Origin of the sequence: Akkermansia sp. BCRC 18949 (assembly GCF_045011645.1) — a bacterium.
GTDB classification, from domain to species: Bacteria; Verrucomicrobiota; Verrucomicrobiia; order Verrucomicrobiales; family Akkermansiaceae; genus Akkermansia; species Akkermansia massiliensis.
The window spans coordinates 819,264-842,842 of the sequence record NZ_CP123619.1 but is presented as its reverse complement, the minus strand read 5'-3'; the positions used below and the strand labels follow the sequence as shown (position 1 = coordinate 842,842).

15 protein-coding genes, 3 tRNA genes and 3 rRNA genes are annotated in these 23,579 nt (G+C 57.3%); 7 read left to right on the top strand and 14 right to left on the bottom strand.

Translation table 11 applies throughout. From position 1 onward, the window contains the following. Positions 1-10 precede the first annotated feature (10 nt). Positions 11-439 carry a 50S ribosomal protein L13 gene (rplM, locus tag P8A25_RS03510; protein ID WP_022396002.1) on the bottom strand — a complete coding sequence of 143 codons (429 nt, stop codon included), beginning with the start codon at positions 437-439 and terminating at the stop codon, positions 11-13. A gap of 584 nt (positions 440-1,023) precedes the next feature. Here rplM and infA point away from each other — a divergent pair. From infA to radC, 3 genes are all read left to right on the top strand, one after another. Beyond that, a complete protein-coding gene (gene infA / locus P8A25_RS03505; protein ID WP_031930865.1) occupies positions 1,024-1,224 on the top strand; it encodes a translation initiation factor IF-1 in 201 nt (66 codons plus the stop codon). Between the two features lie 95 nt (positions 1,225-1,319). Next, positions 1,320-2,810, top strand: coding sequence for an NAD(P)H-hydrate dehydratase (locus P8A25_RS03500; protein WP_215443638.1), 1,491 nt, complete (start codon positions 1,320-1,322; stop codon positions 2,808-2,810). A gap of 1 nt (position 2,811) precedes the next feature. Beyond that, positions 2,812-3,552, top strand: coding sequence for a DNA repair protein RadC (radC, locus tag P8A25_RS03495; protein WP_022395967.1), 741 nt, complete (start codon positions 2,812-2,814; stop codon positions 3,550-3,552). A gap of 87 nt (positions 3,553-3,639) precedes the next feature. Here radC and P8A25_RS03490 read toward each other — a convergent pair. From P8A25_RS03490 to P8A25_RS03475, 4 genes are all read right to left on the bottom strand, one after another. Beyond that, a tRNA-Ser gene (locus P8A25_RS03490) sits at positions 3,640-3,732 on the bottom strand. An 82-nt stretch (positions 3,733-3,814) separates the two neighbouring features. Then, positions 3,815-4,021: a hypothetical protein gene (locus P8A25_RS03485; RefSeq protein WP_146018184.1), complete on the bottom strand. Its 207-nt coding sequence runs from the start codon at positions 4,019-4,021 to the stop codon at positions 3,815-3,817. Positions 4,022-4,094: 73 nt separating this feature from the next. Continuing rightward, positions 4,095-4,910: a hypothetical protein gene (locus P8A25_RS03480; protein WP_022395968.1), complete on the bottom strand. Its 816-nt coding sequence runs from the start codon at positions 4,908-4,910 to the stop codon at positions 4,095-4,097. Positions 4,911-4,957: 47 nt separating this feature from the next. After that, a complete protein-coding gene (locus P8A25_RS03475) occupies positions 4,958-5,707 on the bottom strand; it encodes a hypothetical protein (protein WP_102722916.1) in 750 nt (249 codons plus the stop codon). Positions 5,708-5,953: 246 nt separating this feature from the next. Between P8A25_RS03475 and dnaX the strand changes: the two genes are divergently transcribed. The 3 genes from dnaX to P8A25_RS03460 are packed head-to-tail and all read left to right on the top strand — an operon-like array spanning position 5,954 to position 9,569. After that, positions 5,954-8,167 (top strand): DNA polymerase III subunit gamma/tau, encoded by a 2,214-nt coding sequence (dnaX, locus tag P8A25_RS03470; RefSeq protein ID WP_404838762.1) that lies wholly within the window; start codon positions 5,954-5,956, stop codon positions 8,165-8,167. A gap of 34 nt (positions 8,168-8,201) precedes the next feature. After that, positions 8,202-8,516 carry a YbaB/EbfC family nucleoid-associated protein gene (locus P8A25_RS03465; protein ID WP_215443634.1) on the top strand — a complete coding sequence of 105 codons (315 nt, stop codon included), beginning with the start codon at positions 8,202-8,204 and terminating at the stop codon, positions 8,514-8,516. Between the two features lie 12 nt (positions 8,517-8,528). After that, the gene (locus tag P8A25_RS03460) at positions 8,529-9,569 is read left to right on the top strand and encodes an endonuclease/exonuclease/phosphatase family protein (RefSeq protein ID WP_022395972.1); all 1,041 of its coding nucleotides are present in this window, start codon (positions 8,529-8,531) and stop codon (positions 9,567-9,569) included. 111 nt (positions 9,570-9,680) lie between these two features. Here P8A25_RS03460 and P8A25_RS03455 read toward each other — a convergent pair whose 3' ends face one another. From P8A25_RS03455 to pyrF, 3 genes are all read right to left on the bottom strand, one after another. Next, on the bottom strand, positions 9,681-11,372 hold the full coding sequence (locus P8A25_RS03455; RefSeq protein ID WP_102722913.1) for a putative manganese-dependent inorganic diphosphatase: 1,692 nt from the start codon (positions 11,370-11,372) through the stop codon (positions 9,681-9,683). 21 nt (positions 11,373-11,393) lie between these two features. Continuing rightward, entirely contained in the window at positions 11,394-12,167 is a 774-nt protein-coding gene (locus P8A25_RS03450) for an energy transducer TonB (protein WP_022395974.1), read from the bottom strand. A 125-nt stretch (positions 12,168-12,292) separates the two neighbouring features. Next, entirely contained in the window at positions 12,293-13,078 is a 786-nt protein-coding gene (gene pyrF / locus P8A25_RS03445) for an orotidine-5'-phosphate decarboxylase (RefSeq protein WP_240454291.1), read from the bottom strand. Positions 13,079-13,199: 121 nt separating this feature from the next. On the opposite strand from pyrF, the gene P8A25_RS03440 reads away from it, so the two are divergent. Beyond that, positions 13,200-15,068, top strand: coding sequence for an OPT family oligopeptide transporter (locus P8A25_RS03440; RefSeq protein ID WP_215443632.1), 1,869 nt, complete (start codon positions 13,200-13,202; stop codon positions 15,066-15,068). Positions 15,069-15,138: 70 nt separating this feature from the next. On the opposite strand, the gene P8A25_RS03435 is transcribed toward P8A25_RS03440, so the two are convergent. The 6 genes from P8A25_RS03435 to P8A25_RS03410 form a co-directional block, all read right to left on the bottom strand. After that, positions 15,139-17,652, bottom strand: coding sequence for an alpha-N-acetylglucosaminidase (locus tag P8A25_RS03435; RefSeq protein WP_215458453.1), 2,514 nt, complete (start codon positions 17,650-17,652; stop codon positions 15,139-15,141). 198 nt (positions 17,653-17,850) lie between these two features. Beyond that, positions 17,851-17,966 (bottom strand): 5S ribosomal RNA (gene rrf / locus P8A25_RS03430). Positions 17,967-18,203: 237 nt separating this feature from the next. Continuing rightward, positions 18,204-21,039: ribosomal RNA gene (locus P8A25_RS03425) — 23S ribosomal RNA — on the bottom strand. Positions 21,040-21,249: 210 nt separating this feature from the next. Beyond that, positions 21,250-21,326 (bottom strand) — tRNA-Ile (locus P8A25_RS03420). A gap of 82 nt (positions 21,327-21,408) precedes the next feature. Continuing rightward, positions 21,409-21,484, bottom strand: a tRNA-Ala gene (locus P8A25_RS03415). A 170-nt stretch (positions 21,485-21,654) separates the two neighbouring features. Further along, positions 21,655-23,166: ribosomal RNA gene (locus P8A25_RS03410) — 16S ribosomal RNA — on the bottom strand. Together the 16S, 23S and 5S rRNA genes with 2 tRNA genes alongside form the textbook arrangement of a ribosomal RNA operon. Positions 23,167-23,579 lie beyond the last annotated feature (413 nt).

The following is a 23,579-nucleotide window of genomic DNA, read 5'->3' as shown; positions in this document are numbered from 1 at the left end:
GGGAAATCAATTAGAGAGTGATGGCAGTGGGCTGCTGGGCTTCATGAGGATGACCGGCGCCGGCATAAACCTTCAGCTTGGTCATTTGCTGACGGCCCAGGCGGGTGTGGGGCACCATGCCCTTGACGGCCAGTTCCAGAAGAAGTTCGGGGCGGCGGGCGCGGATTTTCCGCGGAGTGTCCACCTGCTTGCCGCCGACGTATCCGGAGAAACGGGTGTAAATCTTGGCGTTTTCCTTGTTGCCGGTCAGCACCACCTTGTCCGCGTTCACGATAATGACAAAGTCGCCACAATCAACGTGGGGGGTGAAAATTGTCTTGTTCTTGCCACGCAAAATGTTAGCCGCTTCAACGGCAACACGGCCGAGCACCTTGTCGGCAGCGTCTATAACATACCATTTGCGCTCTACTTCTTGCGGTTTGGCTGAGAAGGTCTTCATGGTTCAATTCTTCGTTCTCGTTTTTCGGCATCCTGCCGTAATCTTCCAATTCGGGGGCGCATTCCTAATGATTATTCGCGTAAATGTCAAATACTTTTTCTCTTTTACTCCCCTTTTGCGGCCTTTTTTCCGTCCCTTCCGCAGAATCGCGGCTTAATTGCGGCGTTTCCACATTCAGGACTTGCCCTCGTGGAAATATGGCCTATTATTCGCCTGCGCGAAAATTCGTACACGCGCGTTCATTTTAACCTTACAAGGAGAATCCTATCAGCCCGAATCCAAGACCCAGCAACCGCCCCAGCGGCGGTCAGAATTCCCGCCCCGGCCCCAGGCCGGCAGGCAGCAGCACAAGACCGGCCGGCAACGCCAGCCGTCCCGGACAGCCCCGGCCCGCCGGGAGTGGCACCGGCCCGGCACGCCCGGCCGGACAGTCCGCTGGCCCGGGAGGCGCCAGAACAGGCGGAGGACCACGCCCCGGAGGCGGACCCAACCGGCCGCGCCCTCAGGGAGGCGGGGGCCGCCACACCAAGGGCAGGAGGCATTTCAGCAAATCGGCCCCCAAGGAAGAAAACTCCGAAAGCGAAATTGAAGTGGAAGGCACCATCTGCGCCGTGCTGGCGGGCACCATGTTCAAGGTGCGCCTGCCCAACGGGCACGAAGTGCTGGCCCACATTTCCGGCAAGATGCGCAAGCGCTTCATCAAAATCGTTGTGGGCGACAAGGTGCGCATGGAAATGTCCCCCTACGACATGACCAAGGCGCGCATCACGTTCCGCATCGGTTAACCGCCCCCGGATTCACTCCTTTTGCGAAAAACCTTCTCCGGCTTGCAGGAGAAGGTTTTTTAACGTACAGTGCACACTGACCCCATCAGCGCGCCATGAAAGTTTGCTCCACGGAAAATATGCAGATCGCGGAACGCGAGCTCATCATCAACGGAACTCCGGCCAGAACCCTCATGAAGCTGGCTTCCGCCGGCATTGCGGAAGCCGTCACGCAGTTCTTTCCCGTCCCCGGGTTATGCATAGCCTACGTGGGGAAAGGCAACAACGGCGGAGACGCCCTCACCGTCCTCAATATCCTGAAACAGCATGGATGGGAAACAGGTTTCCGCGCCGCCTACCCGCGCGCGGAATGGGGGGAACTGCCCGTGCGGCAGCTCGCGGAAATATCTCCTCCGCCCCAGGAATACCAGGAAGCGCCGCTGCCCCGTACGGGCAAGCCCATGATTCTGCTGGACGGCCTGCTGGGCATTGGAGCAAAAGGGCTGCTCCGCAAGGAAATCTCCGCCCTCTGCGCGGAAATGAACTACCTGCGGGACCGCTGCGGAGCCGTGCGCACGGTGGCGATCGACCTTCCCACCGGAGTTGACCCGGATACGGGGATGCCCCAGGAAAATGCCGTAGAGGCGGATTTCACGATGTGCATAGGAGCGGTCAAGCAGGGGCTGCTGGATGACGACGCCACCCTGCATGCGGGGCGCCTGGCCTGCATCGACCTTCCCGGCCTCCATGTGCAGGCGCTTCCCGCCACGGAACTCATCACCTCCTCCCGGCTCACTAAATTCCTCTCTGCAAGACCCTATACGGACTATAAGAACAAACGCGGGCACATCGGCGTCATTGCCGGATCGGAAGGAATGCTGGGCGCTGCCAGGCTCTGCTGTGAAGCCGCCCTCCGGGCCGGAGCCGGACTGGTGACGCTCCACGTCCACCGGAACGTCTATCCCCTCATAGCGCCGTCCATGCCGCCGGAAGTCATGGTCAAACCCGTGGACAGTTATGCGGACGTCTCCATCCGGACGTTCAGCGCCTTTCTCATTGGCCCCGGCATCGGCTCCGTATCGGAGGAAGACGCGGAAGCCATCCGCCTCATTCTGGAAACCGGCACTCCCACCGTCCTGGATGCGGACGGCCTTAATCTGGCCGCCGCCATGCAATGGAGCCTGGGAGAACATATTCTGGCGACACCCCACCATGGGGAAATCCGCCGTCTGCTGCCGGACGCGGACAACTGCGCCATCCGGGCGGACATCGCAGACTGCTTCCTGGCGGAGCATGAAGCGGCCCTGATTTACAAAGGGGCCCGCACCATCGTCACCCAGCGGGGAAAACCTCTCTTCTACAACATCACCGGAGGCCCCGGCATGGCTACCGCCGGCCAGGGAGACGTGCTGGCAGGCGTCTGCGGCGGATTCATGGCCCAGGGGGAATCCCTGCTGGTCTCCGCCGTTCTGGGAACCTATCTCTGCGGGCGAGCTTCTGAAATAGCCATCTCCGCCGGAGATTCCACCCAGCAGACACTGACGGCGGGAGACACGCTGCGCCATCTGCCCGCCGCCATTCTTTCCACCGCACGTCTCTGTTACTAAAATGGCCTACCGAAAACTCCAGGACCTTCCCTTCCAATCCCTGCCGCGGGAAAAGCTGCTCCGCCAGGGAAGGCACAGCCTCAGCAATGCGGAACTGCTCGCCATCTTCCTGCGGATGGGCATCAAGGGAAAAAACGTGCTGGACATGTCCTCGGACCTGATCCAGTCGGCAGGCTCTCTGGACGCCCTGGCCCACATGGAGGCCGCAGAAATAGCGGACATCTGCAAGGGAATAGGCATGGCGAAAGCGGCCACGCTGAGCGCCGCCTTTGAACTGGGAGCGCGGGCTCTCCGGGAAACGCTGGCCCGGCAACCCATCCAGACGCCGGAAGACGTCTATGACTACCTGGTAACAGCCATGCGCTGGAAGGACAAGGAGACGGTACTCGTCCTGCTGCTGGATACCAAAAGCCGTCTCATCAAACCCGTGGAAATTTCCAGCGGCACCTTGAACGAATCCATCGCCCATCCGCGCGACATTCTGCGTCCCGCCGTCATCCACAATGCCTACGGCTTCGTCCTGGCGCACAACCATCCCAGCGGGAACCCGGCTCCCAGCCGCCCGGACGACCTCCTGACCGAACGCGTGCGGGAATGCGCCAAGCTATTGGGCGTCCGGTTCCTGGACCACGTGATCATCGGAAAACCTACCGAAACCGTTCGCAGAAACTATTACAGCTACAATCATCCCAACGGAGACCGGCTCCGGGAAGCCGACAAGGGCCTCCCTCTCTATCATTAAACAACCGTTCCCGCGAATTTTCTTCCGGAACGACGCCTGATAAAAACAAAAAACCCGTCTTGCGACGGGCTTTCTCTTAAAAAAAACTGGCGGAGAGAGTGGGATTCGAACCCACGGTGGGTTTTAAAGCCCACGTTCGATTTCGAGTCGAGTGCCTTAGACCAGCTCAGCCATCTCTCCGCTTGGAAATCGGGAGCGTTTGTATCCGGTTTGCGGGATGCTGTAAAGAACAGAATCACCGCCAACCGTTATTTGAACGCCTTTAACGTCTTGGCGAAGCCAGCGGTCCCAGCGTAGCTTCCGCTTCAAATCTCTGGGTCTTGTTATGGGGAAGAGCGCTCTTTTCCGGGCCGGGGGGCGGCTGCGGAACACGCTCCCGTTCCTTCGGCTCCATCAGCCAGGAGCAGGAAGAGACCAGAAGAAGGGAGAAAGACGTAAGCAAAAGGGAGGCTGTGAATCGTTTCATCATTTCCTTTTAAAAAGTTGAACCCCACTATGCCGGAGGGCACAGCGGGGTTCAAGGAAAATACGCGGCAGAAACCTTATTTGGCGGACTGCAACGGACGCAGAAGCTGCACCATGTCGCCGGGCTGGATGCTCATGCCGGCGGGCACGCTGTCCTTGACGATGTCAGCCACCGTCTGGTTCTTTTCCAGGGAGGTCACCTTCAGTTTGCCGATGCTGCGACCGTCACGGGTAACGAGCAGAACCGTATTCGGATCAATGTTGCTGCCCTGCCCGGCGCCAATCACCACAAAGCCCCACTGCGGGTCCACGGACAGAACGGGATATTCATCTCCATTCTTGGCGAGGGCGGCGCGGTATTCGGCCTGTTCCTTCTGACGTCCGGCCAGCTCGGTAGCCTGCTCGGCACGCTTCTTGGCGGCCACTTCCGTAGCGCTCTTGATCTGGTCAATGTCTTCCTGAAGCTTCTTGTTGGAGGCTTCCATGGATTCCATCTTCGCCTGGATTTCCTGCACGCTGGAAACGCCGAAGTCGTTCAGCTTGGCCTTGAGCTCATCCATCTGCTTGTTGATCTTGGACAGGTCCGCATTCAGCTGGACTTCTTCTTCCTTCAGCTCCGTTTCCTTGGAGAGCTGTTCGTCACGCTGCTGAGTCACGGAGGCCTTGTTGGAGGTCAGGCTCAGGTTTTCCTCCGCAGCCAGACCGCGGTTCTTGATCATGTCATTGCGCAATCCCGTCCAATTCCGGATTTCCTTGTCCAGAACCTTGCGGTAGGTGATCATCTCCTTGAAGTCCTGATACTGGCCGTTGACGCCGAAGAGGCCGCTGAGACCGGAGAACCAGGCGCCCGCACCTGCTGCAAGAATCAATAAAACTACTAAGACAGTTTTCATTGTGTATGTATGTGAGAGTGTATGGTGTGTATTGAACCGGGAAAGGACTAGGGACGAACGGATACAACGACGTCTCCGGCTTCAACACGTTCGCCGGCGGTTACCGTGCTGGGGAGAATGGTGGCCGTGGAAACACGGGATTCAACGGCGCTTACGTCAAGTTCGGCAATTTTGTTGCCATCCCTCATCACGGCCAGCTTGGAGCCGGGCACTACGCCCAGGTCGGCAGCACCGCCGTCAATCACAACTACATTGAAATCATTAATCACCTGGGAAACCCGCGTTTTCAGATTGGGCGGAGAAAGGTGCGCATCCTGGTCCGCCTTGAGCTGGCGAAGGGCCGCATTGTTCACGACAAGCTGTTCCGTTTCAGCAACGATGGCGTCATGCTTGCCCTGCTCCGCCTGCTTGACTACTTCCAGCTGCTTGGATTCTTCTTCCAGTCCCTTGATCTTGTCCGCAATGGCCTGGATACTTTCCATGTCCTTGCTCTTGGACTGAAGTTCCGCCAGGGCTGTTTGTTGCGCCTGGAGGTCCGTCTTCTTGGCCTCATTGGCGGCGGCCAGCTCCTGGTTCTTGGCTTCCAGCTCGTCCTTCTGCTTGGTCAGGGCGTTGATATCGTTCGTCAAAGCCTCATTCTTCACCAGGAAGTCGACATATTTTGTCTTTTCTTCCGTAAACTCGCCGCGAAGACCGTTCAGGTTCTTATAACGGGAGACGCATTCCTTACGCTCCTTGGTTAGAGCTTCCTCGTTATCAAGATAATACATGGCTCCGCCGAGAAGAGCAATGACCAAGGCTGCTATTGATACTTTGACCCACATAGGAAATAATAGAGATGAGAAGGTTCCTGTTACTTTTGTGAGATTGGCATGAACATTTTCAGATTTCAACATCAAAATGTCATCCTCACTGTTTTCTTGATATTTTTTTCAGGGAAGCTCCGTAACAGGATACCGCAAGAGTTCTCTTATCAACATTTTAAAACAATTACGCTCTATTTTCTTTTCAAACACGGACTCATCTTCTAGTCTTTCTGAACCGTGAGTTACCAGGTCTTTGCCAGAAAATACCGTCCTCTGACATTCGATGACGTCCTTGGACAGGATCATGTCGTCCAGACGTTGAAAAACGCCATTGAGCACAACCGCCTCGCCCACGCCTACCTTTTTGTAGGCCCCCGCGGAACAGGAAAAACATCTACCGCCAGAATTTTTGCAAAAGCCCTGAATTGCAGCGGCGGTCCCAGGGTGGACTTTGACCCGCACGAAGACATCTGCGAGGAAATAGCGGAAGGGCGCAGCCTGGACGTCTTGGAAATAGACGGCGCATCCAACCGCGGCATCGACCATATCCGTGACCTGAGGGACAACGTGCGCTTCGCTCCCAGCAGGGGCAATTTCCGCATCGTCTATATAGATGAAGTGCACATGCTCACCAAGGAGTCCTTCAACGCCCTGCTGAAAACGCTGGAGGAGCCGCCCCCCCACGTCAAATTCATTTTTGCGACTACGGAACCCCACAAGATTCTGCCGACCATCCTGTCGCGCTGCCAGCGCTTCGACCTGCGCCCCATTCCCTCTGAAATCATTGCGGAACACCTGCTTCACATCGCCTCTGCGGAAGGAGTGAGCCTGAGCCGGGAAGCGGCCTTTGCCGTCGCCAAGGTGGCGGACGGAGGCATGCGGGACGCGCAATCCATGCTGGACCAGCTTGTTTCCTTCTGCGGAGACCACATTGAAGAACAGCAGGTGCTCCACATCTTCGGCATCACGTCCCGGGAAACCGTAGCCCATGCGCTGGCGCTGATTCTGAACAAGGAGCTCCCCTCCCTCCTGCACCTCCTGCATGAACAGGCGGAAGCTGGAAGAGACATGGGCCAGTTCCTCTCTGAAATCATCTCCGCCGTGCGTGAAATCCTGGTCTCCAAGGTGGACCCGGAGGCCAGCTTCGATTCCCTGCCGGAATCCTCCAAGGAGGAACTTTCCGAACTCGTCAAACGCACCCAGACGGACAAAATCCTGCGCCTGGTGGAAGTGCTGGCGGAAACGGAAGACAAGATGCGCTGGTCCACCAACAAAAGGCTGCATCTGGAAATGGGCCTGATCAAGGCCGTTCACGCTCTCGCGGAAGCCAGCATCAGCGATATTATCATGGCGCTGGAAGGCGCCCCCCTGGCATCCTCCGTCCCATCCTCCTCTCCGGCACCCGCTCCGCGCCAGGAACAGGACATGCCCGCGCCCGCCGGCCCGGCCCCTGCGCCGGAGCCTCCGGCAAACGCCCAGCCGCCCCTTCCTGCGGAAAAACCGGAGCCCGCTCCGGAAGAACACCTGATGGACCCGGTTCCGGACTTTTCCCCGGCCAAACCATTCCCGGCTCCCGCGGTACAGGCGAGCGAACCTGCCAGTGCGCAACCAGCCCCGGCTCCCGCAGAAGAACCCGAACCGCAGCCCACTGATCCCGCGCCGGAACCTCCCGCAACCACTGCAAAATCCCCCTCCCCCGCCATTCCGCAGGAAGAGCCTTCCTGTTCCGCACCTGAACCGCGGCCGGAGCCCACTTCCGACACCCCGGAAGAGCCTCAACGTCCCGCCTCTGCCATCTCCGATGCCCCGGTGGCTCCTCCGGATTCTCCGGAACCCACTTTCATGGACCCTGAAGAAAACCTCCCGCCGGAAAGGCGCACCAGCAGCTTCTTTGACAACCTGTTCGACACGGCAAGCGCTCCTTCCCGCACCCCTGCTCCCATGGTAAAAGAGGAACCGGAAGCCCCTGCCCCGCAATCCGGAAGAACCATCACGGAGGAGGACTGGAAAACGGCGCTGGAACGTGCCGCCGCCAACTTCCCCCTCCAGGCGGACTTTCTGGCCAACAGCGTTTTCTCCGGCCATGACGGCGCATTCGTCGCCATCTCCTTTCATCCCTCCGACCATCAGGGAATGGACAGCCTCGGATCCGGCCCCCTGCGGGCGGCCCTGGAAGCGGACCTTTCCCAACGCGGCGGAGTCCCCGTCACCATTTCCATCCGCCAGGATTCCTCCGTGCCGGAGCCGGTTCAGGAAGAACTGGCCCCGCTGCCGGCGCCTCCCCCCCCCGCGGCCTCCGCACCTTCTCCCAAACCCCAGGCGCCGCGGGAAAACCCCGCCGCAGCCGTTCAGGAACCCGCCAGGGAGAAAGATGAAGATAATTCCTACTATACGGACCCCCTGATTGACGCCGCCATGGAGATCTTCCGCGCCCGCATCATTTCCCAATAAACAACATCAACCCATACTTCCAAATACGACAGCCATGAACATGATGAAAATGATGAAGCAGGTCCAGCAAATGCAGGCCGGACTTGCCGCCGCCCAGGAAAAGCTGGCCTCCCAGACCGTTACCACGGAAGGCGCGGGCGGCAAGCTGAAAGTCACCGCCACCTGTGACGGAAACCTCACGGAGCTGGTGATTGATCCCTCCATCATCGACCCGTCCGATTCAGAATTCCTCCAGGACCTGCTCCTGCAAACCATTAATGCCGCCATAGCCAAGGGCAAGGAAACCGCGGCGGCGGAAATGAAAAAACTGACGGGCGGCATGGGCCTCCCTCCCGGCATGGGCCTTTAACCTACCACCACCGTGCATCGGCTCAGAAGACGCAAACATCTGGCGGAACCACTGCCAGCGTTATCCGGGGTCAACCACCTGGGAATAGCGCTGGGCGGCGTCTCTCTGTGCCTGTGGGTCATCGTCGTCACCATCTTCTGGACCGGTTCGGACACAATGGCCTTCATGACGTCACTGCCCACTTGGGCATGCTGCCTCATCTTCTCCTTCCCGGCGCTTATTGCATGGCTGGTCTTCGGTTCCCGGATAGGGCTGCTTGGCGTCATTATCTGGTTTGCGTACGGCATCGTCATTACGGACTTTCTTCCTCCCATTTCCAGAACGGGAATGGAGTATTACAAAATGCCGCCGGCTCCGGATGCCCGGCAAATCAGGGTTCTCACCCTGTACGGGGGTTGTGTGGAAAATCCGCCCATTGAACAAATCTCCAAACTCCGCGCAGACGTCATCTTCATCCAGGGATGCAGCAACCACAACCGGACACTCAAATTCGCCTACAGCATTTTCGGACGCACTTCCTACATCAAGCAGATAGGCAGCTGCGCCATCATCGTGCGGCACGGGCAGATTGGTCCGGCCCAAAGCATCACGGACACAGCCGGACTTATCGTGGACTGGATACCGGAAAATTCTTCCCTGGCGATACGGCTCATCAATATCAGCCTGGAGCCTTTTGAACACCGCTTTGACTTGTACTCCCCCGCCTGCTGGAAATACTTCCACACGCTCCGGTTTATTCACCGCAAACAGCTTCAATACCTGTTTGACACCCTGCGGGAGGTAGGAAGCCAGCACGGTGAACTGCCCATCATCCTGGCCGGAAACTTCAGCGCCGCGCCCCAATCCCCTATTTTCGCCAAGCTCAGCGCCGATTTTCAGGATTGCTTCAAACTGAAGGGAGCCGGATACGGAGCCACTCAACCCGTCAACTTCCCGCTGCTGCGCCTGGACCGTGTTTTCTGCACGCCGCCGCTCAAACCCGAGCGAGCCGCCACCGTGCTGATACCGGACACCGTCCGCCGCTCCATCCTGGCAGACATTGCCATGCCCTGATTCCCCTTTCCACACGGCCGCGCCATTCCGCTCCGGCAGAAGGAATTTCTCCATCCGCCTCCCCAAACGGAGGCGCTTTTACTTTACGGGGAAAGAATTTTCCTCGGAAACCTACAAGGTTTTCAGCGCACGGGAAATAGCCGGGAAAAGCTGCTTCTTGCGGCTGACCACATCGGCGGCGGAAAACAAGTTGGGGCCCAACCGCTCGTACTCGATGTGCTCCAGCACCTCTTCATCCCCGACGGCCAGCAGCATGGAATCATGCGTGACAATGTCCGTGACCAACAGGCACGCCAGCTTCAATCCTTCCTCTTCCACCAGCTTTTGAAGCTCCTTCACCAGGTCATCCTGAACTTCCTTCAGGCCGAACATGCCTATTTCCTCAATCTGTGAAATGCTGATCTTGTGCCCGTACTCGGTAAAGGTTTTCCTGTCCGCCTGGACAATCGCGGAGGGCGCCGTTTTGGAACGCAGCAGGGAGCCGGTGGCAAAAAATTCCTCCGTGAACTTCTTGGCGTCTATCCTGGCAATGCCGGTCAGCCATTCCAGCATTTCCCGGTCCGCCCGCGCCGTCGTGGGAGACGTCAGGTTCAGCGTATCTGAAAGAATCCCGGCGCACAGGCAAATCGCCACCGCCTGCGAAGGCTCCGCATCACGGTGGTAAAACCTGCGCGCCACCAGGGTGGAAGTGGAGCCCACGGGTTCATTCAGGAAGCGGATCGGGTCCCGTGTGGAAAGCTGGGTGCCCAGGCGGTGGTGGTCCATCACCTCCACAATTTCCGCTTCCTCCACTCCCTTCACGGCTTGTGAAAATTCATTGTGGTCCACCAGGGCCACGCGCGTACGGGGCGGATCCACCAGATCCGTCTTGCTCAGCACGCCGATCATCTTGTTCGTCTTGATGCTCATCACGGGGAACAGCGCCTGCTTGCGCTTCACGGCGGCCTGCCTCAACTCGGGCAGCGGCATGTTCTCCGGGAAAACCGTGTAATCCTTGTGGACCTGTTCCCTCACCTTCCGGGAGCAGCGGATAAGCTGCCCCACGCTGGCCGTATCCCACGGGGTGCTTAAAATGCATGTACCCGTCGTCTGGGCCGTCTCAATAATATCCAGGGAAGGGAAAGCCCCGGACGTGGTCACCAGAGCGCGCACGCCGTGCTCCACGGCATACAGCTGCACATTCGGGCGATCCCCGCAGATAACGATCAGATCGCGGACGATGCCCTTTCTCTTGTAATTGGCAAGCCTCGTCCGGACGCTCGGCTCGCTGGAAGCGCCCACCAGAAGAATATTCTGCGTTTCCTCCTCGCTCAGGGTCTCCCCGGTCAGGCATTTGCCGTCAATGGTGGTGGCAATGTTGCTCAGGCTGGAAAAAACGGAGCGCACATTCATCTCCGTCATGTTCAGGGGCATCAGCAGGCTCAGCAAATCAAAATAACGCAGCAGGCCGTAAAGATTGTGGTCCGCGTCAATCACCGGAATGGTTTGAAGGGAGTTCTCCGTCATCCGGCGGTACGCCGTCAGGAACGTGTCGTCCGGACTCACGCTGATCACGTCACGGCGGCAGATGGTTCCCGCGGTAGGCGTCACGTCATGAATCAGCACCGGTTCCGGCACCCCGGCTTTTTCCAGCACCCAGGATGTCCTCAGCGTCATCTCCCCGCATCTGGCGGCAACCGCGTCAGGTTCGCCATGGGTTCTTAAAAACTCCGCATTCCCTATGGCGGAACAAATGGCATCCGTATCCGGATTCTGGTGGCCGATCACGTAAATGGGCCTTTTCTCTATTTTCTCCGGAAGCATCTCTCTTATCTCCTGCGCAGGTTAATCTATATTCAACCTGACGGGCACCACCACCTTGGAAGCAATGGGCGCGCCGTCTTTTTCTGCCGGATAGAAAGTCCAATTCTCTTTCACCCAGCGCATGAAAAGACGGTCCAGTTCCGCATTTCCCGTTGATTGAAGGAGATTGACGGATGAAGGTTCGCCACGGGGATTAACCCCCACCACTACTTTCACCACGGCATTCACCTTCCCGACTCTAGAAGAATTGACGGAATTGGGCAAGGACGGAGCATGTTTATAACGCACCTTTTTATCAGGAGTCACGTTCTCATCCGGGCTAGGCTGCCCCGGCAGGGAAACCGCCGGAGTCTTCACGGGACGCCTGGGCTTTACCTCCCTCATGGAAATCCGCATGCTGGAAAGCTCCTCCGGCAAATACTCCGTGGGAGTCTCCTCCGGAAGAAAATCCTTCATGTCGGAACAATCCTCATTCTCCGGCAGCTTCATCGCAAGCAGGTCTTCATCTGCGGAAATTTCCGGAACGGGGCTGACCGTGGAAGGGGCCGCGACCGGCTCTACGGGCACGGGCTGAACTTCCGCCAGCTCCTGAAGAACCTCCTCGGAAGGAGGCACAAACTCCATTTCCACCTCCCCGTTCTGCACGGCGGGCAGCCACAGCTCCTGAAAATGAATGGCTACCAGCACGGCGCACAAAGCCACCTGAACGCCCACGGCCACCGCCACCGCAATCAGCATGGCGGACTTGGAAGTGGAACGGGGCGTGAATCTTACAATTCCGGGCTTTTCATCCATAAAAAACGGGCAGGGAGAAGGGCAGTGCCCGTTCAATATACCAGCGCCCTTCCCTTTGACAAGCGCCTGCACCGCCATAAGCAGCCCGTTATCATTTTGTTATCTGCCGGAAAAACGCATGGACATCAATAACCCAATGCCTCCCGGATGCTCTGGGCGAATCTGCCGGCCTTTTCCGCAAAGCCAAGCTCCGGATTCTGGTACATGATGCCGCGGGACACGTTAATCAGGGGGGGGGCCGCATGTCCGGAACCGCTCAGGCTGGAAAGATCGCCGCCCTGGGCTCCCAGGCCGGGAATCAGCAGGGGAGCGTCCGGAATGCGCTCCAGAATGGAGGAATCCGCATTGGTCAGCCCCACCACCATGCCTACGGAAGTTTTGCGCCCTTCCTGCATGGAACGGCGCACCATGTCCCCCACCAGTTCATAAACCCTGCGGCCGTCGGCCAGCTCCTGCCTCTCCACGTCCGCGGAACCGGGATTGGAAGTGACCGCCAGCAGATAAATGCCCTTCCCTTCATAATTCAGAAAAGGCTCCAGCGTATCATAACCCATGAAGGGGCTCAATGTGACGGCATCCACGCCCAGGCGTTCAAAATACGCCTGCGCATAATACTTCTGCGTCTCCCCGATGTCGCCGCGCTTGGCGTCCAGCACCACGGGCACATCCTCCGGCATATCCGGAAGCAACTCCTCCAGCATTTCCAAGCCGCGCAGGCCCATGGCCTCAAAATAGGCGATATTCGGCTTGAACGCCGCCGCATACGGGGCGGTTTCTTCCACGACCTTCCTCAACAGGGAAGGAACCGACTGCAAATCATCCATGACGGGGCGAGGGTCCAGCCCCACGCACAGGGCGGAACCGGTCTTTCTGATGCGGGCGGCAAGTTTATCCGTAAAAGATTGGCTCATGCCGTTCATTAAACCACGGGCTCCACGGGCAGGCAAGCCCCAAGCGGGGGGCATTCCGGAGGAAAGGAAAAGGCAGATACGGCTTTTCCACCGCGCCCGCACATGCTATGTTCCGGCCCGTATGGCACCTACGGAATCCCAGTCTTCCCCCGCTCCTCTCTCCTGCCTGGAAAAGCCGCTGCCCCTGGACGGCTTCCAGGGCACGCCGGATGAAATCGAACAGCAATGGTATGACCGTGTCTACCTGGGCTCCGGAGACAGAATGAAGCAGCTTACCTGGAGAGCCGTCATCGTAGGAATGATCCTCGGCTCCATCCTCTCCCTTACCAACCTGTACGCCAACCTTAAGATGGGATGGTCCTTCGGGGTGGCCCTGACGGCGGGCATCATCTCCTTTGCCCTGTGGAACGCCTTCGTGCGCCTGGGCATCTCCAAATCCCCCATGACCATTCTGGAAAACACGTGCATGCAGTCCGCCGCCAGCTCCGCGGGCTACTCCACGGGAGGCACGCTCACCTCCGCCGTGGCCGCCCTGCTCCTGCTGACGGGGCAGCACATGCCGCTGGGCGTCACCTTCGCCTGGATATTCTTCATTGCCGTGCTGGGCGTCACCATGGCCATTCCGATGAAGCGCCAGATGATCAACATTGAGCAAATCAGGTTTCCGGACAGCATCGCCACGGCGGAAACCCTCAAGGTGCTCTATTCAGAAGGCAAAAAGGCGGCTGGACAGGCCAAAGCCCTTCTTTACTCCGCCCTCTTCGCCTCCGCCAACGCCATCGCCATGGCGGCGGGAGGGGAACAATGGCTGGGCACCGCCCAGCAACAAATCCTGGGCAACTGGTACCAGCGCACCATCTTCTTCAAATGGGACCTCATGTTCGTGGGCGCGGGCGCGCTGGTAGGCATGAAAACTTCCCTCAGCCTCTTCATAGGCGGTACAGTCTGCTGGGCTCTCTACGTACCGTGGCTGGAAAGCCAGGGACTGCTTCCCGCGGGAGCGGGCTACCGGGACAGCGTGGGCTGGACCCTGTGGGGAGGAACCGCCTGCATGGTCGTCGCCAGCATCGTGGCCTTCCTGTTCCAATGGAAAAGCATCGTCCGCTCCTTCTCCTCCCTGGGCGCCATGTTCTCCCTGACTAAAAGGCGGGAGCTGACGGACGTGGAAAAAATAGAAACGCCCATGAGCTGGTTCCTGGCAGGCCAGCTCGTCTCCCTGGGGGCTCTCGGCTACCTGGCGTACGTCACCTTTGACGTTCCGTACTGGATGAGCTGCATTGCAGTAGTCATCTCCTTCTTCCTGGCGCTGGTCGTCTGCCGGATCACCGGGGAAGCCAACATCACGCCTACCGGAGCCATGGGGAAAGTCACGCAGCTCATCTTCGGCGGAATCGCGCCGGGACACGTGACGGCCAACCTGATGGCGGCCAACATCACCTCCGGAGCATCCAGTTCTTCGGCAGACCTGCTCGTGGACCTCAAGGTGGGCTACCTGCTGGGGGCCAATCCCCGCAAGCAATTCATCGCCCAGTTCTCCGGAATCTTCCTGGGAACCCTCGTCTCCGTGCTGGCCTTCCGCTCCATGGTCCCAGACGTGGACGCGCTTCAGGCCTTCAATGCTCCTGGAGCCAGAACATGGGCGGCCACGGCGGAAGCGCTGGGCATGGGGTTCAGCCACCTGCACAGCATCAAGGTTCTCTCCATCATCGCGGGCGGCATCCTCGGCCTCATTCTGGTGCTTGTCCCCCGCTACCTTCCCGCCGCAGGCAAATGGCTCCCCACCCCCATCGGCTTCGGGCTGGCCTGGGCCATCCAGTGGAACGACTCCTTCCTTTTCTTTGCAGGGGCCGTGCTCGGCTGGGCCGCGGACCGCTTTTTCAAGGCCAAATCCAAGGAATATAAAATCCCCACCGCTTCCGGCATCATTGCCGGCGCGGCCCTGACGGGCATGGCCATCCTGATGTTCAGCATTTACCAGGCGGCACGCTAAATACCTTGACGGACTCCGGCTCTCCGGAAAAAAGCATATTCCAGAGATCCGGCCCAGGGCCGATGGCGCGTCAGCGGGCTTCCTTCTTCAACGTCATTTCACCCTTGGAATCCCCTTCGGAAACGCCGCTCACCTCCGCCTTCAAGGTATAGGAATCCAGGTTGGTGCGGTACTTCTTCAGATCAAGCCTGTAGGAATTATCCTTATTCTCCACGCCGGTCCAGCCTTCATGGTTATCTGCGGCCACCTCCCTGTTCCCCTCGTACAACTTGACGGAATGAATCTTCAGGGCGCTGGGGCCGTTCTTCCACTGGAAGGTGGCGGTGTACGTGCCTGGTCCGGTTACCTGGTCCGTCACGTTGAACTGCAACGGGGATCCCTGCTGGAGGTCCCACGGAGTTCCCGTGGAATGTCTTTCTTCCGCGCTCAGGGCGTCCAGCATTTCCCGGTGGGCATTCATCACGCGGTTGGCGACGGCCAGAGCATCCCCGGACGACTTCGTGGAATACACCTTTCCATTTCCGGCAAAGGCCAATTCCTCCCGGACCGTCTTATCCATGAAGGCGGCCTGGGCGGCGGCACGGTCCTTCTTTCCAGTCAGCACATCCAGCTGGGATTCAAAAAAATTCTTCCAGCGGGGCAGATAAAAATCGGCCACAAGCCCGGCCCACTGGCGGTTGGAATAATCATTCAGCGCGCGGGGAGCCTGGTCAATCCACGTGGTAACAAGCATCTTGGCGGACTTGTCCATCAAGGCCTTCTCCTGCCGGGTGCTCCCCCAATCCAGCGCCTTCTTCTGCCAGGTTCCCAGCAGGAACTGGCTGTCCGTCGCCAGGAGGGCGTCCATATCCGAAACCAGGGACAGGAAAAGCTTCACCTGCTTCCTGTAGGCAGGTACGTCTCCGGCGTCAAAAGCGCTCCTGACCCGCTGGAGCTGGTAAAAAGCGGCGTCCGCGAGCGCCTGGCGGACGACATCCACCAAATCATAGCGGAAGGTCTCCTCCTTCACCAGGGACGGCTGGTCATTGGCCGCCTTCAAATAACCGCGGGCCGCTTTAACGATGTCGCCCAAATGGTAATACCTCTCTCCGCTGGACCACGTGGAGGCCTTGCGGACGTCCCAGGACGGACGGGCGCAGATAATGGACTCCGTACACCCCTCCTGCGAACGGGCGGGATTGTAAATGGAGGAAGACAGGATTTCCAAAGCCCGCACAACCGCTGCCGGAGCGGCGCCGTAACGCTGGCGCGCATACTTCCTTAGCCAGTCCCGGACGGGAATATCCTCCGCCGTCCATAAACGGTCGCTGAAGAGGGCGTAATGCAGGGGATTCGTTTCCAGCCCTTCGGACAAGGTGCCCATTCCCACCAGGCCCTTGTCCCTGTAGCCGGCCAAATCACTCCCCAGCCGGGACAGAAGGGGAACCCCTCCGTATAGTCCCGTATTGCCGCCGAAGTTGGCCAGCTCGCACCAGACCCAGGGAATACCGTCAAAAGTCCTCAAATTCTTCCCGCCGTCAGCCATGTCCTTGGTGAGCTGCAGCACAAGAGCATGCCTCGGGTCCGTACCGGCCAGCAGCTCGCGGGAAGGATTGCCCCCCCAGGCCTGGATCACCCAGGAAGAACCCGGTGAAGCCTTCTGCATGGCGCCCTGCACCGCCTGCGCCGCGCGCGTCACGTTAATGTCGCCCTTGCTGCCGCCTTCATGGAACAAATCCCCGCCGAACATCTTTCCGGAAATGCCGTATACCTTGCGGAGAGCCTTGTACCAGCCCGCGGCCAGCTTCGGAAAAGCCTCGCAAGTGGGGTCCACAACCCACGGCCTCTTGAAATTGACCCATTCCCCCTGCGGAATAAGCTTCAGCCCCTTCATCTGCACGTTCTCCGCAAAATCCGCAGGAACAAACCCCACATAACCCTGAAGCACGGGGGTCATTCCCAACTGCTCCATGCGGGACACGATGCGCCTACCCATCTGTGCCATCCTGTCAATCTGCTGCTGGGTCAACGGTCCTCCGTGTCCTTCCAGGTTGCCCATATTCCACCAGGCGGCAAAAGCGGGATTGGGGATGAAGCGGAGAGCCTTTTCACGGGGATACCCCAGGCCAATGAGGAAATCCTCCCAGGTCTTCTCCAGGCCTGCCGTCACCAGCGCGTGCGTAAACCCGCTCAGAGCCAGAAAATCAATCTCGCGCTGCCAGCGGTTCCAGTCCCAGAAAGCCGCCGTATAGGACAGCGTGCAGTAATTATACGCAAAAACGGTATTCCACGGGGACTCAATCGTGACAGGGGTGGACGGAGCAGGCAACGGAGAGGGAAGCGTCAGACGGTCTCCGTTCCATGAAAAATGCACCTTGGCAATATTTTTCAGATACCATCCGTACCCCGCCACCAGGCGCCGCACGTCAGATGCTTCCACCCGGATGCCTCCGGGTGCGCCAGAAATAGTAATCTTGTTGCCCATAGCCGGATTCAAGCGGAATGCCACGGCGTCCTTGGCTGATGGAGTCACGCGCGCCACCACGCCTTCAGCGGCCGCTACGGGAGATATTTCCGCCGCAGAGACGCAAACAAGCGGGGACATGACCGTTCCCAGAACCGAACCGACTGCAAAAGCATGTGAAAGCATAGCACCAACTATACATGCAAAATCCGCGGCGTCTTTCAAGGAGTAATGCAATGGCGGGAAAAGCAATTTTTGAGAAGTATGTTTTCAAGATTTTCCATCAAGAAAAGAACAAGCCCCGCCAGTTGAGGAACTGGCGGGGCCTGATGAAAAAAATCCCGGCGGCGACCTACTCTTGCGGGACCTATCGTCCGACTACCATTGGCGCGGCAGCGTTTCACTTCCGGGTTCGGAACGGGACCGGGTGGGACCACTGCGCTCTGGCCACCGGGCTTCAGGGGGAAGAGTTTTTCATTTTCTTCATCCTGCCTGCCCGGGAGCCCTTGGGGGGGCTTTGAGGGGGATTTTTTAAGGGTTGTTGTGTGTGTGGCTAAGAAGATTTCCTCTCGTTACGAGGGGAAGGAATCAGCGTAAACTGACATCTGCGTGGCTGGTGGTGTTACTTTTAAACATACATCCAATGAACAAGACAACAGCAAGTTGTTATTCACGAACGGGAGTGATGTAATATGATGAAGTCTATTGGTGATTAGTATCGCTTGGCTCAATACATTGCTGCACTTACACCTGCGACCTATCAACGTGGTGGTCTTCCACGAACCTATAGGGAAAACTCATCTTGGGATGGGCTTGGCGCTTAGATGCTTTCAGCGCTTATCCCGTCCGCACTTAGCTACTCGGCCATGCACTTGACAGTACAACCGATGCACCAGTGGTGCGTCAGACCCGGTCCTCTCGTACTAAGGTCTGAACCCCTCAATTTTCCAACGCCCACAGAGGATAGAGGACCGAACTGTCTCGCGACGTTCTGAACCCAGCTCGCGTGCCGCTTTAACCGGCGAACAGCCGGACCCTTGGGACCTTCTCCAGCCCCAGGATGCGACGAGCCGACATCGAGGTGCCAAACCACGCCGTCGATATGAACTCTTGGGCGTGATCAGCCTGTTATCCCTAAGGTACCTTTTATCCGTTGAGCGACGGCAATTCCACTTTCTACCGCCGGATCACTTGGGCCTGCTTTCGCATCTGCTCGACTTGTTGGTCTCACAGTTAGGCGGGCTTATGCCCATGCACTCGACACCCGGTTGCCAACCGGGCTGAGCCCACCTTCGCGCTCCTCCGTTACTCTTTGGGAGGATACCGCCCCAGTAAAACTGACCGGCTGACACGGTCCTCTGGCCGGATTCACGGCTCAGGGTTAGATCCTCCAGTTTCAAAGGGTGGTGTCTCATTGATGACTCCGACGCCCCCTAAAGGGCGTCTTCAGCGTCTCCCACTTACTCTGAGCATTAAAACCGAAGAAACAATGACAGCTTACAGTTAAGGTCTATAGGGTCTTTCCGTCCTTCTGCGGGTAGGCGGCATCTTCACCGCCACTACAATTTCACTGAGCGCCTGGTTGAGACAGTGCCCAACTCGTTTCACGATTCGTGCAGGTCGGAACTTACCCGACAAGGAATTTCGCTACCTTAGGACCGTTATAGTTACGGCCGACATTCACCGGGACTTGGGTTCAGAGCTTCGCCTTGCGGCTAACCCCTTGCCTTAATCTTTCGGCATTGGTCACGTGTCACACCCTATACTTCGACTTGCGTCTTTGCAGAGTGCTGTGTTTTTGATAAACAGTCGGTTGGGCCATTTCTCTGCGGCCTGCATCGCTGCAGGCACCCCTTCTTCCGAAGTTACGGGGCTAATTTGCCGAGTTCCTTAACCAGGTTTCACTCTTACGCCTTGGTATATTCTACCCACCCACCTGTGTCGGTTTGCGGTACGGGTCGCTTAGCATACGCTGGGGCTTTTCTTGGCACTCGATCCAATGATGCGCTGAGTCCGTGGACTCAACTCGGAATTCAATAACCTAGTCATCTTTTCTCATGCGTCCCCCCAGTTTAAGGGTCGCGAGCTCAGGATTATTAACCTGATATCCATCGCCTACGCCTCTCGGCCTCGGCTTAGGTCCCGGCTAACCCAGGGACGAAACACGTTGCCCTGGAAACCTCGGGTTTACGGCGGCCGGGGATTTCACCCGGCTTTACGTTACTCATGTCTGCATACTCACTTGCATGTGCTCCAGGGTCAGTCGCCATCACCCTTCAACGCGCATGCAACGCTCTTCTACCACTCTACCGTAAGGTAAAGTCCAGAGCTTCGGTATAACGCTTGATCGCCAATCATTTTCGGCGCAGGATCACTCGATGAGTAAGCTATTACGCATTTTTTAAATGGTGGCTGCTTCTAAGCCAACATCCTCACTGTCTGTGTAATCCCACATCCTTTCCACTGAGCGTTATTTAGGCACCTTAGCTGCTGGTCTGGGTTGTTTCCCTCTCGACAATGAAGCTTATCCCCCACTGTCTCACTGCCACGTTCCATTGCACGGTATTCGGAGTTTGATAAGGTTTGGTAAGCGGGTGTGCCCCCTAGCCTTGTCAGTGCTCTACCCCCGCGCATCAGCACGTGACGCTGCACCTAAATGCATTTCGAAGAGAACCAGCTATCACGGGGTTTGATTAGCCTTTCACTCCTACCCTCAGCTCATCAGAGAACTTTTCAACGTTCACCTGTTCGGTCCTCCACATGGTTTTACCCATGCTTCAACCTGGCCAAGGGTAGGTCACCTCCGCTTCGGGTCCAGTACCTGCGACTTAATTCGCCCTATTCGGACTTGCTTTCGCTGCGACTCCGGGCCGGAAGCCCTTAGTCTTGCCACAAACACTGACTCGCAGACTCATTAAACAAAAGGCACGCCATCGCAGATTGCTCTGCTCTGACACTTTGTAGACATACGGTTTCAGGTTCTATTTCACTCCGCTCACAGCGGTTCTTTTCACCTTTCCCTCGCGGTACTTGTTCACTATCGGTCGCCAACTAGTATTTAGCCTTGCGCGGTGGTCCGCGCTGATTCATACATCGTTCCACGTGTGATGTATTACTCAGGATCCCACTAATTCCCACGCTGGATTTCGTCTACAGGGCTTTCACCTTCTACGGCCAGCCTTTCCAGGCTGTTCTACTATCCAGTATGGTCGAATATCTCGTGGTCCTACAACCCCGAAGGAGTACCTTCGGTTTGGGCTCCATCCGCTTTCGCTCGCCACTACTTACGGAATCGATTTCTCTTTCTTTTCCTCCGCTTACTGAGATGTTTCACTTCAGCGGGTTTCGCGTTTCATACCCTATGTATTCAGGTATGAACGATCGAGTATTGCCTCGATCAGGTTACCCCATTCGGATACCCCCGGATCATCGCTTGCTTGCAGCTTCCCGAGGATTTTCGCAGCTTGCCGCGTCCTTCTTCGCCTGTTGGCACCAAGGCATTCACCGTACGCCCTTACTTACTTCATCATATTGCAAAAGTTTTTTACCACTTCCACAATACCACAAAGCCCTTTCGTGACTTACTGTATTGTCTTATTTCTTGGTATGCATGTTTTAAATTGTGTATTGTAGTTGTTTTTCAACTACCCACTTTGTTGGAAAGCAATTGCTTCTCAGCAATTGTTTTCTTTGCCACGCAGATGTCAATTTTCGCTTTCCCTCAATAATCGATTTTTTTGGTGGGCCTGACAGGACTTGAACCTGTGACCCCGCGCTTATCAAGCGCGTGCTCTAACCAACTGAGCTACAGGCCCGGTTTTGGGTCTCTGAGAGACAGTTACCAAATACTAAAGTTTAGTTACTAAAGTTTTCCGGCTCCCGCCTTCTTACCGAAACTGGTGGAGGCACGGGGACTCGAACCCCGGACATCCAGCTTGCAAAGCTGGCGCTCTACCAACTGAGCTATACCCCCAGTTGCGGTTCTTTTTGAAAAAAGGTCGTCACGCACGTCGTGCCTAGTTTCGCTCCAAGCGAACTGGCTGTTTACACATCTTTGGTTCGTTGCGGGCCCTCGCGGGTTCCGCTCTCTCTTCCCTCGGGAAGAGATCCGACCTGTGCATTTTTCATGCACTTTCTCCATAGAAAGGAGGTGATCCAGCCGCAGGTTCCCCTACGGCTACCTTGTTACGACTTCATCCCAGTTACCAGTCTCACCTTAGGACCCTGCCTCCTTGCGGTTGGCTTCAGATACTTCGGGTGCGACCGGCTTCCATGATGTGACGGGCGGTGTGTACAAGACCCGGGAACGTATTCACGGCGCCGTAGCTGATGCGCCATTACTAGCGATTCCGGCTTCGTGTAGGCGGGTTGCAGCCTACAGTCCGAACTGGGCCCAGTTTTTAGGATTTCCTCCGCCTCGCGGCTTCGGCCCCCTCTGTACTGGGCATTGTAGTACGTGTGCAGCCCTGGGCATAAGGGCCATACTGACCTGACGTCGTCCCCACCTTCCTCCCAGTTGATCTGGGCAGTCTCGCCAGAGTCCCCACCTTTACGTGCTGGTAACTGGCAACAGGGGTTGCGCTCGTTGCTGGACTTAACCAAACATCTCACGACACGAGCTGACGACGGCCATGCAGCACCTGTGTAACGCCTCCGAAGAGTCGCATGCTTTCACATGTTGTTCATTACATGTCAAGCCCAGGTAAGGTTCTTCGCGTTGCATCGAATTAAGCCACATACTCCACCGCTTGTGCGGGTCCCCGTCAATTTCTTTGAGTTTTAATCTTGCGACCGTACTCCCCAGGCGGCACGCTTAACGCGTTAGCTCCGGCACGCAGGGGGTCGATTCCCCGCACACCAAGCGTGCACCGTTTACTGCCAGGACTACAGGGGTATCTAATCCCTTTCGCTCCCCTGGCCTTCGTGCCTCAGCGTCAGTTAATGTCCAGGAACCCGCCTTCGCCACGAGTGTTCCTCTCGATATCTACGCATTTCACTGCTACACCGAGAATCCCGGTTCCCCCTCCATTACTCTAGTCTCGCAGTATCATGTGCAGTCCGGGGGTTGAGCCCCCGCCTTTCACACACGACTTACGAAACCGCCTACGCACGCTTTACGCCCAGTGATTCCGAACAACGCTTGAGACCTCTGTATTACCGCGGCTGCTGGCACAGAGTTAGCCGTCTCTTCCTCTTGTGGTACTATCTTTTTAATTTGCTCCCACATGACAGGGGTTTACAATCCGAAGACCTTCATTCCCCCACGCGGCGTCGCACCATCAGGGTTTCCCCCATTGTGAATGATTCTCGACTGCTGCCACCCGTAGGTGTCTGGACCGTGTCTCAGTTCCAGTGTGGCCGGACATCCTCTCAGACCGGCTACCCGTCATCGCCTTGGTGAGCCGTTACCTCACCAACTAACTAATAGGACGCGAGCCCATCCCCAAGCGCATTGCTGCTTTAATCTTGCGATTTTATGCGGTATTAATCCCAGTTTCCCGGGGCTATCCCACTCTTGGGGGCAGGTTACTCACGTGTTACTCACCCGTGCGCCACTAGAGAATTATTAGCAAGCTAGCAATTCTCCCGTTCGACTTGCATGTCTTATCCACGCCGCCAGCGTTCGTTCTGAGCCAGAATCAAACTCTCCATCAAATATAATTTTTGAAATTGCTGGACCAAATGGAATCTTTCGATTTCATCTGCGCCATGCTTCAGTCAGCTCTTCCCTCAAGTTGTGTCTCTTGAGGTCCTCTTCGCTCTGCCAAGCACGGCGCGCGTCACGACCTTTTTTCTTTCCCCTTGCTTCTACCAATCCGCCCCTCTCGGAGCTAGGTCGCTCCTTCGGGTTTTTTCTCCCTCACACGTCTCTCGACGCATTCAGGAAAACCCTCGGCGGGTTCGGTAGTCATTCCCTTGAAATCTTCTTATCGGCCCCTTTAATGAGGCTCTTCCGGGTGGCCGGCCCCGGCTTCATTCAGGCCCTCTTTCGAGTCCCTCCTGCCGCCGGGCTTTTCATCCCGTCGCCGTGTTGGCGTGCCGAGAAGTCTACCATTTTCACCCCCCTT